Raw genomic sequence first — 13,222 nt, 5'->3', positions numbered from 1 at the left:
TCAGCTCAGGCGCACGCAGGCGATACTTCCTGGGCCCTCATGCGGCACGATGTCCGCCAGGACGCGAGAACAGGGGTAGGAATGGGCAGGTTCGCGCGGGTCGGGGCGAGGGTGGGGGCCCTGAGCCTGATGGCGTCGCTGGCACTGACCGGGTGCGGGGACGACCAGAAGAAGGCGGAATTCGTCGACGCTGCCCCCTCCGTCGGCAGCAGCGTCGCCGCGGAATCAGGGACGGCCCCGGCCGAGCCGGCCACCAGCGCCGGCCCGCCGCTCACGGTCAGCCCGGCGGACGGCGCCAAGAACAGGCCGGTGAGCGCCGAGATCTCCGCGAAGATCCCCGAGGGCGGCAAGGTTACCGATGTCGCCCTCACCGCCGCCAACGGCGCCAAGGTCGAGGGCCGCTGGCGCGCCGACGGCTCGTCGTGGGTTCCGAACAGTGCCTTGAAGTACGGCACCCGCTACACCGTCGTCGTCACGGCCGCCGGCGAGGGTGGCCAGACCCGGGAGGGCACCAGCACCTTCACCACGATGGCCAAGCCGAAGTCGACGATCGCCTCCGGGCTCTACCTGTTCAGCGACAAGACGTACGGCGTCGGCATGCCGGTGGTCGCCGAGTTCCACCCGGGCATCCCCGCCAAGGACCGCAAGGCGGTGCAGAAGCGGATGTTCGTCCGCACCGACCCGCCGCAGCCGGGTGCGTGGCACTGGGTCTCCAACGGCACGCAGGCGTACTACCGGGCGCCGGAGTACTGGAAGTCCGGCACCACGATCACCGTACGGATCGCGCTGGCCGGCATCCCGCTGAGCAACGGCAGGTACGGCAACATCGACCGGAGCGCCACCGCCAAGATCGGCCGGTCGTTCGTCATGAAGGTCGACAACGCCACCAAGAAGATGATCGTCTCCGAGGACGGCCAGGTCGTTCGCACGATCCCGGTCAGCCTGGGGAAGAAGAGCACCCCGTCCTCCAGCGGCACCATGGTCGTCATGGAGAAGAAGGAGTCGACGACCTTCGACACCCGGGACGATCCCGACCCGGCCAACCGCTACGTCACCGAGATCGACTTCGCCCAGCGGCTCACCTGGGGCGGCGAGTACATCCACGCCGCGCCATGGTCCGAGCACGTGCAGGGGCGGCAGAACGTGTCGCACGGTTGCGTGAACGTCTCGACGGCGCATGCGAAGTGGCTCTTCGCGCAGACCAAGGTCGGCGACCCGATCACCATCAAGGGCACCGAGCGCAAGCTCGCCGCCGGCAACGGCTGGACGGCCTGGAGCCTGAGCTGGGCAGAGTTCGTCAAGGGCAGCGCGCTGCCGGTGCCGGAGGGCGGCTCCGGCCCGGCTCTGGCCTGACGCGACGACCGCCACGGGAGGGCGGGGCACCCGAATTGTCGGGTGCCCCGCCCTGCCGTCGTTCAGGAACAGCGCTCACAAAGGTCGATGTTTTATCAGCATTCGGACATGATGGTTCGCGTGTTTCTCTTCACCCCCCGCAACGGGTACGTGTTCCCGTGCGTCAGTGAGAGACGATGGCAACCGGGCACCACGACAGTGAGGGAATCATGCGTGCGACGCAGGACCAGCTGAGCCGGCGGGACGGCCGCCGCCGGATGTTCGCGGCGGGGCTGCTCGCCGCCGTACTGGCGGTCACCTCCGCCTGCACGAACGAGGGCGGCGGGGACAAGTCGCCGACCTGGCAGGGCGGCGGCGAGAGCGCACCGAAGGCCGCCGCCACCATCACCGGACCCGCGGCCGACGCCAAGGACGTGCCGGCGTCCACCGGCATCGCCTTCACCACCAAGGACGCGAAGGACACCACCGTCGAGTTGAAGGACTCCGCCGGCGGGGCCGTCGAGGGCAACGTGGCCACCGACGGCGGAAGCTGGCTGCCGAAGGGTGCCCTGAAGTACGGCGAGACCTACACCGCCACCGTCACCGCCACCGGAGACGACGGCAAGGCGGCGCAGGCGACCAGCACCTTCACCACGATGGCGAAGCCGAGCAAGCAGGTCCGGATCAGCAGCTTCCTCGGGGACGGCCAGGTCGTCGGCGTCGGCATGCCGCTCATCGTGAAGTTCAGCCGGGCCGTCGCGGAGAACTACCGCGACGACGTCCAACGCCGGATGACGGTGACCTCCACGCCCGCCCAGGAGGGGATCTGGCACTGGGTCAGCCCCACCGAGATCCGGTTCCGGCCGAAGGAGTTCTGGAAGGCCGGCACCGCCGTCTCGTACCGGATCCAGGCCGGCGGCCTGCCCCTCGGTGACGGCTGGTACGGCCGGGCCGACCTGTCGGTCGACGTCAAGACCGGCCCGGCGGTGATCATGACGGTCGACAACAAGACCAAACGGATGACGGTCACCAAGGACGGCAAGGTGATCAAGACCATCCCCGTCAGCCTCGGCAAGAAGAGCACCCCGTCCTCCAGCGGCACCATGATCGTCATCGAGAAGCTGCGCAAGACGGTCTTCGACACCATGGAGGAACTGGGCCCCGAGGAGGGCTACCGCACGAAGATCGACTATGCCCAGCGGCTCACCTGGGGTGGCGAGTTCATCCACGCCGCCCCCTGGTCGGAGGGGCAGCAGGGCAGCGTCAACGTCTCGCACGGCTGCGTGAACGTCTCGATGAAGAACGGCGCCTGGCTGTTCGCCAACACCCGGGTCGGCGACCCGATCACCGTCAAGGGCACCGAGCGCAAGCTCGCCAACGGCAACGGCTGGACCGACTGGAACATGAGCTGGGACGAGTACGTCAAGGGCAGTGCCCTTCCGTACGACCCGGACGCCGCCGACTCCCCGAGCGCCGAGGCCACCCCCGGCGACACCGCCGAGACCCCCAGCGCCGAGCCGACCACCTGACCGACCGGCAGACCCGGAACGACGAAGGCCCCCTCCGTACGGAGGGGGCCTTCGTGCAACGGGTGACTGATGGGAATTGAACCCACGACAACCGGGACCACAACCCGGTGCTCTGCCAACTGAGCTACAGCCACCATGCTCCCCGCGCCGGCTGGGCCGGGCGGCGTGCGGACTAATAATAGCCATACCACCGCCACCCGCGTCCACCGGGTTCGCGGCCTCGTTCCCCATGGCCGACCCGATCCGGACGGGCCGCCACGGTAGGCCGACAGAGGATCGCCACGACCTGCTGGCCTGCGCCCCGTACCTCACTCGCCACCGCCCTCGCCCTCGGAGTCGGCCGCTTCGTGCCCGCTGGAAGGGTCGGCCGGGACAACGCCCTGAGCCAGGAACGCGGACAGCCACCACTGCTCGGGGAGGAGCGGAGTACCGGTGATCGGCCCTGAGACGCGCTCTACTGCTTGCCGGTCGAGCATCTCGCACCGACCGAAATTACTGGCCGATGCTCGGATCGGCACCAGGATGGCCCGCCCGCCGAAGCTGCTCCTCGAACATGACGAAAGTCTTCCGCCTGATTCCCCGCACCAGCGCCGTCTCCCGATCCGTCAGGTAGCGGTTTTCTCTCACCTCCGTGTCGATGACTGCCTTGACGGTCTCGTAGAGCGCGAAGACCGGACCCTCACCGGAAAGGTAGTGACCTCGGTACTCCTCGACGTCCTGCACAAACTCCTCAGGCGAGCGCTTGAATACGTCGCCACCGACCGCAAAGACTATTTTTTCAAACAACCTGTCACTTTCCTGCCACCCGCCGGAATCCATCGAGAGCCGCCAGACACGAGCGCCGCCCTCCGGCGTCGGGACTATCTTGACCGGTGATTCGTAATAGAGATAGTAGGACGGCAAAACAAGTCCCGACACACCATTCATCAGATATTTCCTTACAGATTTTCTTCCAGCGCTCGCCAGAACAAGTGCTGCTCGCGCCTCAGGATAGCGTTACACATTGCCAACTCCCGTCCCGACAGCGATCTACCCTCTTGGCGAGCCACCGATTCCAGGTCCCGCCGAACCTCGTACAGTGCGTGCTCCCAGGTGGCCACCCGACTCAGTCCGGCCAGTTGCAGCCGAAGCTCCGCCAAGTGCCCGTTGCGCATCCTCAACACGAGCAAGATGTCGCGGTAGCCGCTCTCCTGCGGAGCCTTGAACCGGTCCTTGAACCTCACGATCTGCACTTCAGGGAATGTGGCCAGACGCTCAAGAGACCCATAAAGTTCGTCCAAGGATTCGAACTCGACCTTGGCACCTGCCAAATCGACTAGTCGCGACACATCCCCGCCGTATTCATCGATCTTGTCTTCCGCTCTCTGCCGTTCCTTGGGAGCACGTCGCCAGCCGGCTGCACCAACTCGTCGTTCATCGGATTCAGCCAGCCGTTCCGCGACGCCCGACAGTTCGGGTTGGACGGCCGAAGCCGCCGCATAAAGAGCATCGAGATATTCGGCACGGTAGGAAAGATCGGCGAGACGGCTGTGGTCGAACCCAGGCTGAGCAATCTTCCCGGCTCGGACCTTGACGCTCGCGCTGATCCGGAGATGGCCAGACGTCAAGGGCGTGGCCTGAGGCGTGAGAGTCTCCTCAGCTTTCATGGGTGTGAAGACCTGCCCGTCGACCTCGGCAAGAGCTGGCGCGATCGCGTCGATCGCCTGCTGATGGCCTGCCAGATTCTGCAGTGTCACCGGCCGCGCCATCAACGAGTTGGCGAGCTCCGGCGTCGTCAGAAGAATCCGCACCAGGTCGGGAGCCTGCGTAAGCTGCTTCAACAGCGTCGCGGCGAGCAACGGTTCCCGGCGCGGCGGTGAGTGCCAAGCGCTGTCGAGCATCCGCCGGACACGGAGGTCCCCGAACAGCCTCGCCACATCCTGCGCTGCCGCCTCATCAAGCTGCGGCACGAGCCGACGCAGCGTCGGGCCGTGCAGTCGGCCGGCGAGCTCGGCCGGTGTAACGCCGGCGGCAAGGACCTGGTCGAGATCGGAGCTGGCCGCAACGATGTCCTCGGGGGAGATTCCGCTCAACTCGAGCCGGGCGCGGGCCTCGCTACGGGCCCGTCGAACCCGGATGTGTGGAGAATCCTCGTCCCTTGGCCCGGGTGCGGGGAATTCCTCTCGCCGCCTCCGACCACCATCGGGGTCCGGCGGGCCGGAGCCGGGGCCTTCCAGCAGGTGCACACGGTTGACGTACAGGTCGTCGTCCGACGGGTCGTCGGGGCCAGGCTGCCGCTCCCGCACGGGCGCGGGAGGCTCGTCGGATGCCTCGGCCCGCTGGCTGAACGTCCCCGGCCCTGCGCCGGCCAGCGGCATGGGACGGCCGTCCGGGCCGAGGATCAGGGCGTCGATTCCTGTCACGTTGTACGGGGCCGGCCTGCTGCTGTGCGTGTAGAGCGGCATGTCCGAGACGGCGCCGCTCTGCGGGTCCAGGTAGAGCACGCTCCCGTTCTGGTTGAGCGCCACCCAGGCGTGCGATCCGCCGCCCTCGTACGTGGTGATGAGGAACGCGTAGCTGCCGTGACCGCCGGCCCGCAACCGGCCCTCCAGGCTGCTGAACCCCCGGCTCACCGCGCCCCACGTATCCCACGCGGAGGCTTCCTCATCGGGGTCTACGACCTTCTGGAAGCGCCCGCCGGTGGCGTCCTCCACCCGCCCCGGGCCGTCGATCTCACCACCGAGGGGCCGGGTGATGTCCCCGGCGGCGTACGCGTCGAAGGTGCGGGGTGCGGAGACCCGAGGACGCCCGTGCATCCACGTCTCGTAGAGGGAGAGGGTGCAGTCCAGGCAGTTGATGCCCCGGGTGGGGTCCGCGGCCGGGCCACCGTCGTTGGCCAGCCGGAACCAGCCGCCCCGCCGGGGGTCGGCGGTCCGCAGGACCCGCCCACCGGCGTCCCGGGGCACAGCCTGTTCGAGGTCCGACTGATGCAGCGCCAGCGGCGGGCGCAGCCCGCCCCACTGCCCGTAGCGGCGGGACCGGTCGATCGGCGGCGGATCGTCGTCACCGGTCAGCGCCGAGGGGCCGTCGCCCTCCACGACGCCGACGAGAAGGGAGTAGTCGTCGCTGTTGATGCGCTCGAAGTCCTCCCGGTTGTCCACCTCGACGACCTTGGGGGCCACCCTGCCGACAAGCACCTCCTCTGCGAGGCCCATCTGCCGGTGGTGCTGGCGCTCCTTCTGCCGGCCGTCCCGGACGAACTGGTCGGCGAGGTCACTGCGGCCTGCACGGTGCAGGCCGTACGCCTCGCGAATCAGCCAGCGCGCCTGCTCGTAGTGCTGCTCAGCCCCCTCACGAAGCTCGGCCGCGCGATCGCGTCGCCGCTTGTCCTCGTACCAGGCACGCTGCCGCTGGAAGTAGTCCCGGTACCGACGCCGGTCGAACGCCTCGCGCTCAGCAGCCCACTGCGCCGCATACCACTCGGGTGACCTCGGCACAGGAACGGTGGGGTCCGCGGGATCGGGGGGCTCCGGCGCGGGCTGAGGGGTCGGTTGCGGAGCCGGACGCGGATGCGGGTGCCCGGTCTCCAGCAGGGGCAACCGGGGCGGCGGAGTCGGATCGTGTCCCGTGACCGAGCTGTTCTGCCCGGTCGCGCCGAACGGACTGGCGGTGCCGTACGGCGACGCCGACACCACCGGTGGGAGGGTGGTCGGGTTCACGCCGGACGCAGCCGGGATCGGCGATGAGTGCGGAGTCGACGTCGCGCCCGCCAGTGGAACGGGGCTCGATCCACTGGCGGTCGATGGGGTGCCGCCTGTGGCTGCCGGCGGGCCTGTCTCCACGCCCCGGTTCCCGGGTTGTGCGGCGTCGGCCGGGATCGACGACAGCACCGGGTGGGCGGGCCCTGCTGCTTCCACCGAGCCGGGGCCGGACTGCGGTGAGGCCGGCAGGCCGACCGTGGAATCTACCGTGATGGCGGACATGACCGGCGTCGCCGGGAGCCCAGGGGCGTCAACCGGGGGAACGAAGGGCGCCTGCGCGTGCGCGGACGTCGTGGCGGTGGCCGGTGACTGAGCGGCAGCGACCACGCGCTCGGCCGGGGCGCCACCGTCCACGGGTTGAGGCTGGCCACCCTCCCTGCCCGGCATGCCGACGGTCGTCCCGGCGGCGGGGAGCTGTGCACCGTCCGGCGTCGTCGGCACCGACCCGGCTCCAAGGTCCGTCGGGGCGAAGGACGCCCCGGCGAGGGCCGCCATCCGGCCGTCCAGCCGATGGTGCAGCGCCGCGTCGGTCTGGCCGGTGGCCGATCCGGTGGCACCCGACGCCGCCGCCCGCGCCGCGTCCTCCAGGGACATCGGGCCCTGGCCGGTGGCCAGACGGGCCGCCTGCTCGGCGATCATCTCGCCGGTCATCTCGCGGCCGAAGTGCTCGCCGACGCGCGCCGCCCGCCCGGTCGCGTGCCGGCCGAGACCGGCCAGCGGTGCCACCGCCCCGCCCGCCAGGCCGCCGAGCGCGGACATTCCCGCGTCCGCCAGGTCCAGGCCGTGCCGGCGGCCGGTCGTGTTCTGGTACGCCTGCGTGGCGAGCGTGACCCCGGCCTCCTCGGCCGCCTCCGCCAGCCCGCCGAGCGCCGCCTTGCGGGCCAGCCCCCGCACGCCGCCCTCGGCCACCCGCTTGGCGGCGCGTTCACCGGCCTCCTTCAGGCCCTGCTTGAGGGTCTTGCGGGCCAGTTGGGCCATCAGCTTCTTGAAGATCTGCTGCACGACGAACCGGCTGGCGGTGATCGCGGCACCGGCGGCGGGCGAGGCGGCACCGGCGGTGAGCACCGCCGCCACGGCCAACGAGAGCAACTCGACGACGAGGATGCCCAGCTCGATCCAGACCTCGAGCTTCGCCCCCTCGATGTCGCAGCCGCACTCCTCGACCAGCCGGCCGAGGTCGCCGCCGACGGCCAGCAGGACCGGCAGCGGGGCCTCGTCGCCGTCGGCCACCCGCCGCCAGGCCGCGTCGAACGCCTCGGCCACCGCCCCGATGCCGCCGTACCCGCTCCGCACCTCACCGGCGGCGGCAATCGCGTCCCCGTGCGGCCCGGCCAGGGCATCGGCCACGCCGTACCACTGGTCGGCGAGGTCCCAGACCGCCCGCTCGTCGCCCTCCGGCCACTCCACGCCGATCACCCAGTCGAGGGCCTCGTAGACCCAGCCGGGCAGCTCCCACGGCGAGTAGTCGAGCGGGTGCGGGATCGGGCTCGGCAACAGGCTCACGGCTGTCCTCGGGGTCGTCAGCGCCCGGCGGGCCGCTGGTCGGAGATCCGGTCGAGCCGTCCGGCGGTCCGGGCGTCCGTCGTCACCTCGTTGTCCACGGACCGCACGACGTCCTCGCCCAGGTTCTCCAGGGCACGCCCGACGCCCGTCCAGGCCCGCAGCAGGGTCTCCTCGAATCCGCGGTACTGCTTCTCGAACGCCGCGCCGATGTCGTCGCGACCCCAGGGGCGGGCCGCGCTGGCCGCCGCGATCCGGTCGCCTACCTTCGCGCGCCGGGCGGTCACCGCCTCTCCGGCCGAGGTCAGGTCGGCGCCGCCACGCCGCGCGCGGCCCGGGTCCAGCCAGAGCTGCCCATCAACCATGCCGCTCACTCCCCGCGCCGCATGACGGCGTCGACCCGGCCCAGCAGGGCCCCGAAGTCGCCGGTGCGGAGGAACTCCACCGACCCCGATCCGGCCGGCAGGTAGCCGGCGACCAACTCCTGTGTGGCGGCGACCGCGGCGGCGGTGGCCCGGTGCACCGTCGTGGTGATCTTCCGGCTCAGTGCCTTGGCATCCCGGTCCTGGAACACGGCGGGGTGGACGTCCACCGAGACGAGTTCACCCCGGGCGCCGGCGACGACGGTCACCTGCCCGTCGTCGGAGCGTTCGGTGACCCGGAGGTGCGCGAGTCGGGTCTGGAGTTCGTCCAGTCCCGAACGGAGCTGTCGGTACTGGCCGTGCACCTCGTCGAACCGGGCCCGCAGCGCCCGGTTGGCGTCCCGGTCCACCCTCTCGGCCAACGCCACCCTCCCCGTCACCGTCACCGTAGGTAGGCCAGAACATACCGGGTGCCACGGAATCCGTGGGGTCCGGTAACTTCAACCGGGTGATCGACCGTCAGCAGGCCGAACAGCTCGCCACCGCCTGGGCCTACCGGGACTCCCAGCGCCTCGGGCACGAGTGCGCCCCGCTGGTCGAGGAGTTCGACCTCGGTTACCTGATCACGTCCACTGTGGCCCGGTCCGCCGCCGTGCCTCCCGGAGACCTGCCGACCATGGTGGTGGACAAGGAGACCGGCGAGGTCTCGACCTGGCCCCGCCTGCCCTTCCCCGCCGTGCGGGAGATGTACCGGCGCAGCCGGCCGGAGCGGCCGGCGCCGCGCACGGTCGACCCGGCGAGCCAGCTCCTCCGCGAGGTACGCCGCCTGCCGACGCCCGGCGCCGTCGCGCACCTGACCGTCGAGGGGCGTCTCCACCGGGCGCAGGGCGCCAAGGGCGACGTCGCCCTGCGGCACCATCCGCTGGTCCGGTCCTACCTCGACGAGCTGCCTCCGGGCCACCTGGCGCGGGGCGGAGACCGACACGCGGAAGTGATCGTCGTGTCCGACCTGCTGCACGCGTACGACCACCGCCGCGCCGCCGAGGGCGGGGCACCGATGACCATGGACGACGCCCGCGCCCTTCTCAAGACCTGCCGAATCGAGGTGCACCGGGTGCGCGAGCCCGGGGACCCGGCGGGGGGCGCGGCCGAGCGGCCCTGCGACTCGTGCGTGAACTTCCTGGTGCACTTCCACGCGCTCCACTGGTCCGATCTCGCCTACACCCGGGAGCGGCGGCCGGAGTCGCAGCCGCCGATCCACCCCGGCCGATTCCCTGCCGAGGTCGCCGACTCGCTGATGGACGGCGGGTGGGAGGACGCGATGTTCAACCCGGCCCTCGCGGCCGGGGCCATCCAGGACACCTGCGAGGTGGCCGGTCAGCTGCACCGACATGAGCCCTTCGCTGCCGCGGAGGCCGCCCTCACCTCGTTCCCCGCCGTTTATTCCCACCGTCGTGGTCCCGGGCAGGAGGTGTGGATCAGCTGGTTCAACACCAATCCGACGCGGGCGGCGCACTCGGCGGACACCCTCGCCGACTTCGGCGCGGTCCTCGGCACGCGGCTGTTTCCCCTCGGCTCGGAGGGCCAGGACAGCATCATCGCCATCGACGAGCGGGGCCGGGTGTTCGTGCTGGACCAGGCCGGCGAGTGGTTCCTCGGCGAAGACATCGACGCCGCCCTCACCACCCTGCTGCTCGGCCGCGCCCCCGCCCGGGTGCGCGACTACGGCACCTGGTAGCGCTACAACTGCACGCCGGTCAGCACCATGACGCGGGGGTCGGTGTAGTCGTCCATCGCGCTGCGCAGGCCCTCGCGGCCGACGCCGCTGCCCTTAACTCCCCCGTACGGCATCTGGTCGGCCCGGTACGACGGCACGTCGCCGACGATCACCCCGCCCACCTCCAGCGCCCGGTGGGCGGCGAACGCGACGTCGAGGCGGTGGGTGAACACGCCCGCCTGGAGGCCGAACGCCGAGTCGTTGACGGCGGCGAACGCGGCGGCGTCGTTCTCGACCCGGGCGACCACCAGGACCGGCCCGAACACCTCCTCCGCGTGCACCTTGGCGTCGGCCGGCACCCCGGACAGCACGGTCGGCGGGTAGGTCGCGCCGTCGCGCCGGCCACCCACCTCGATGGTCGCCCCGGCCACCGCCGCCTCGTCGACCCACGCCTCGACCCGTTCGGCCGCCGCGACGGAGACCAGCGGTCCGACGTCGGTCAGCTCGTCGGACGGGTCTCCCGCCCGCAGCGCCTGCACCGACGCGACCAGCCTGGGCAGGAAGGCGTCGTAGAGCCACTCGTGCACGTACACCCGCTGCACGGCGATGCACGACTGCCCGGCCTGGTAGTTGGAGAACGTGGCGATCCGGTGCGCGGCGAAGGTCAGGTCCTCGTCGGTGTTCCAGTCCTCGCAGATGACGGCCGCCGCGTTGCCGCCCAGCTCAAGGGCGACGTGCTTGTCGGGCACGGACCGGCGGACGGCCGCGCCGACGGGCCCAGAGCCGGTGAACGACACCACCGGCAGCCTCGGGTCGGCGACCAGCTCGGCGGCCCGCTCGTTGGGCAGCGGCAGCACCGAGAACATCCCCTCGGGCAGCTCCGTCTCGGCGAGGATCTCGCCGAGCAGCAGCGCCGACAGCGGGGTGGCCGGGGCGGGCTTCACCACGATGGGCGCGCCGACCGCGATGGCCGGGGCGACCTTGTGCGCGACCAGGTTGAGCGGGAAGTTGAACGGTGCGATGCCGAGCACCGGCCCCTTCGGCACCCGCCGGACCAGGGCGATCCGCCCGGTGGCCGTCGGGTCCGTGTCGAGGCGTTGCAGCTCGCCGGAGAACCGCCGGGCCTCCTCGGCCGCCCAGCGGAACGTCGACACCGCGCGTCCCACCTCGGCCCGCGCCCACTTGACCGGCTTGCCGTTCTCGGCGGTGATCAGCGCGGCGAACTCCTCGGCCCGCTCGGCGAGCCGGCGCGACACGTGGTCCAGGGCCGCCGCGCGGGCGTGCGCGGGCAGGGCCGCGGCCTCCGCCGCCACCCCGGCCGCAGCCGCGACGGCGGCCTCGACCTGGTCGGGCGTGGCGAGGGTGGTACGCCCCACCGCGCGCCCGTCGTACGGGTGGGTGACGGTCAGCTCGCCCTCGCCGTGTGCGGGGCGGCCGGCGACGAAGAAGGCTCTCGGCTCCACACCTCGGCAGCCTAGACCACGCGCCTTCGCACGGAAACAGTCGCTCAAACCCTTGTCTGCCGCGAATTCGGTAGCCAAGATGGCAGTCAGATTCCGATAACCTCCGCTGTCCGCACCCTCGGCCATCCCCCGGAGACACCTGATGAGCGATCAGCAGAAGCTGCGCAACTTCGTCAACGGCGCGTACGTCGACCCGGTCGACGGCGGGTACGCCGACCTGATCGACCCGTGCACGGGCGAGGCCTTCGCCCAGTCGCCGGTCTCCGGCGTGGCGGACGTGGACGCGGCCATGGGGGCGGCCTCCGCCGCGTTCGAGACGTGGCGGGACACCACCCCGGGGGAACGGCAGAGGGCGCTGCTCAGGCTCGCCGACGCGGTGGAGGCGCGGGCGGCCGAACTGGTCGACGCGGAGGTCCGCAACACCGGCAAGCCCCGCCAACTCACCGCCGAGGAGGAGCTGCCGCCGGCGGTGGACCAGTTCCGCTTCTTCGCCGGCGCGGCCCGGCTGCTGGAGGGCCGCTCCGCCGGGGAGTACCTGGCCGGGCACACCTCCTACGTGCGGCGGGAGCCGATCGGCGTGTGCGCCCAGGTGACCCCGTGGAACTATCCGCTGATGATGGCGGTCTGGAAGATCGCCCCGGCGCTCGCGGCGGGCAACACGGTGGTGCTGAAGCCGTCCGACACCACGCCGGTGTCGACGCTGCTGCTGGCCGAGATCGCCGCCGAGTTCTTCCCGCCCGGAGTGTTCAACGTGGTCTGCGGCGACCGGGACACCGGTCGTACCCTCGTGTCGCACCCGACCCCGCAGCTCGTGTCGATCACGGGCTCGACCCGGGCGGGCATGGAGGTCGCCGCCGCCGCCGCGCCGGACCTGAAGCGGACCCACCTGGAGCTGGGCGGCAAGGCCCCGGTGGTGCTCTTCGACGACGCGGACGTGGCCGCGGCGACCGAGGCGATCGCGACGGGCGGCTACTTCAACGCCGGCCAGGACTGCACGGCCGCGACCCGGGTGCTCGCCGGCCCCGGCATCCACGACGACTTCGTGGCCGCGCTCGCCGAGCAGGCCCGCAACACGAGGACCGGCGCCCCGGACGACGCCGACGTGCTGTACGGCCCGTTGAACAACGCCAACCAGCTCGCCCGGGTGAGCGGCTTCGTCGACCGGCTGCCGGACCACGCGGCGATCCGGGCCGGCGGCTCCCGGCAGGGCGAGCGCGGCTACTTCTACTCCCCGACCGTGGTCTCGGGGCTGCGCCAGGCCGACGAGATCATCCAGGACGAGGTGTTCGGGCCGGTCATCACCGTGCAGCGCTTCTCCGACGAGGACGAGGCGGTGCGCTGGGCCAACGGCGTCGACTACGGCCTGTCGGCGTCGGTCTGGACGCGCGACCACGGCCGGGCGATGCGGATGACCCGCCGGCTCGACTTCGGCTGCGTCTGGGTGAACACCCACATCCCGTTCGTCTCGGAGATGCCGCACGGCGGCTTCAAGCACTCCGGGCACGGCAAGGACCTCTCGGTGTACAGCCTGGAGGACTACACCCGGATCAAGCACGTCATGCACAACATCGAGGGCTGA

General features: G+C 71.1%; 9 protein-coding genes and 1 tRNA gene. 4 read left to right on the top strand and 6 right to left on the bottom strand.

Features of this window, described 5'->3' with window-relative positions; genetic code table 11:
- The first annotated feature begins 81 nt into the window (after positions 1 to 81).
- Both ABT023_RS02940 and ABT023_RS02935 read left to right on the top strand, forming a co-directional pair.
- Positions 82 to 1,353 (top strand): L,D-transpeptidase, encoded by a 1,272-nt coding sequence (locus tag ABT023_RS02940; RefSeq protein ID WP_350881036.1) that lies wholly within the window; start codon positions 82 to 84, stop codon positions 1,351 to 1,353.
- 209 nt (positions 1,354 to 1,562) lie between these two features.
- Complete coding sequence (locus ABT023_RS02935; protein WP_350881034.1) at positions 1,563 to 2,861, top strand: L,D-transpeptidase; 1,299 nt, start codon at positions 1,563 to 1,565, stop codon at positions 2,859 to 2,861.
- 61 nt (positions 2,862 to 2,922) lie between these two features.
- Here ABT023_RS02935 and ABT023_RS02930 read toward each other — a convergent pair.
- The 5 genes from ABT023_RS02930 to ABT023_RS02910 all read right to left on the bottom strand — a co-directional run bounded on the left by ABT023_RS02930 (position 2,923) and on the right by ABT023_RS02910 (position 8,903).
- Positions 2,923 to 2,995 (bottom strand) — tRNA-His (locus ABT023_RS02930).
- 358 nt (positions 2,996 to 3,353) lie between these two features.
- Entirely contained in the window at positions 3,354 to 3,788 is a 435-nt protein-coding gene (locus tag ABT023_RS02925; RefSeq protein WP_350881032.1) for a hypothetical protein, read from the bottom strand.
- Between the two features lie 11 nt (positions 3,789 to 3,799).
- Positions 3,800 to 8,104: a toxin glutamine deamidase domain-containing protein gene (locus ABT023_RS02920; protein ID WP_350881030.1), complete on the bottom strand. Its 4,305-nt coding sequence runs from the start codon at positions 8,102 to 8,104 to the stop codon at positions 3,800 to 3,802.
- A gap of 17 nt (positions 8,105 to 8,121) precedes the next feature.
- Positions 8,122 to 8,466, bottom strand: coding sequence for a hypothetical protein (locus tag ABT023_RS02915; protein ID WP_350881028.1), 345 nt, complete (start codon positions 8,464 to 8,466; stop codon positions 8,122 to 8,124).
- A gap of 5 nt (positions 8,467 to 8,471) precedes the next feature.
- Positions 8,472 to 8,903, bottom strand: a complete 432-nt coding sequence (locus ABT023_RS02910) for a YbaB/EbfC family nucleoid-associated protein (RefSeq protein WP_350881026.1) — start codon at positions 8,901 to 8,903, stop codon at positions 8,472 to 8,474.
- Positions 8,904 to 8,971: 68 nt separating this feature from the next.
- Here ABT023_RS02910 and ABT023_RS02905 point away from each other — a divergent pair, with 68 nt between their 5' ends.
- Positions 8,972 to 10,201, top strand: a complete 1,230-nt coding sequence (locus ABT023_RS02905) for an SUKH-3 domain-containing protein (protein ID WP_350881024.1) — start codon at positions 8,972 to 8,974, stop codon at positions 10,199 to 10,201.
- Positions 10,202 to 10,203: 2 nt separating this feature from the next.
- Here ABT023_RS02905 and ABT023_RS02900 read toward each other — a convergent pair whose 3' ends face one another.
- Positions 10,204 to 11,643 (bottom strand): aldehyde dehydrogenase family protein, encoded by a 1,440-nt coding sequence (locus ABT023_RS02900; protein WP_350881022.1) that lies wholly within the window; start codon positions 11,641 to 11,643, stop codon positions 10,204 to 10,206.
- Positions 11,644 to 11,785: 142 nt separating this feature from the next.
- Between ABT023_RS02900 and ABT023_RS02895 the strand changes: the two genes are divergently transcribed.
- Positions 11,786 to 13,222 carry a gamma-aminobutyraldehyde dehydrogenase gene (locus ABT023_RS02895; RefSeq protein ID WP_350881020.1) on the top strand — a complete coding sequence of 479 codons (1,437 nt, stop codon included), beginning with the start codon at positions 11,786 to 11,788 and terminating at the stop codon, positions 13,220 to 13,222.

The sequence above is a fragment of the Micromonospora sp. NPDC002296 genome (genome assembly GCF_040296145.1).
Taxonomy (GTDB): domain Bacteria; phylum Actinomycetota; class Actinomycetes; order Mycobacteriales; family Micromonosporaceae; genus Micromonospora.
Note: the sequence above shows the minus strand (reverse complement) of the source record. Positions and strands in the feature narration are given on the sequence as shown.

Excerpts from the sequence above, each read along its gene's own strand:
- ABT023_RS02940 (WP_350881036.1), top strand. The coding sequence starts at position 82 with ATGGGCAGGTTCGCGCGGGTCGGGGCGAGGGTGGGGGCCCTGAGCCTG.
- ABT023_RS02935 (WP_350881034.1), top strand. The coding sequence starts at position 1,563 with ATGCGTGCGACGCAGGACCAGCTGAGCCGGCGGGACGGCCGCCGCCGG.
- ABT023_RS02925 (WP_350881032.1), bottom strand. The coding sequence starts at position 3,788 with ATGAATGGTGTGTCGGGACTTGTTTTGCCGTCCTACTATCTCTATTAC.
- ABT023_RS02895 (WP_350881020.1), top strand. The coding sequence starts at position 11,786 with ATGAGCGATCAGCAGAAGCTGCGCAACTTCGTCAACGGCGCGTACGTC.
- ABT023_RS02915 (WP_350881028.1), bottom strand. The coding sequence starts at position 8,466 with ATGGTTGATGGGCAGCTCTGGCTGGACCCGGGCCGCGCGCGGCGTGGC.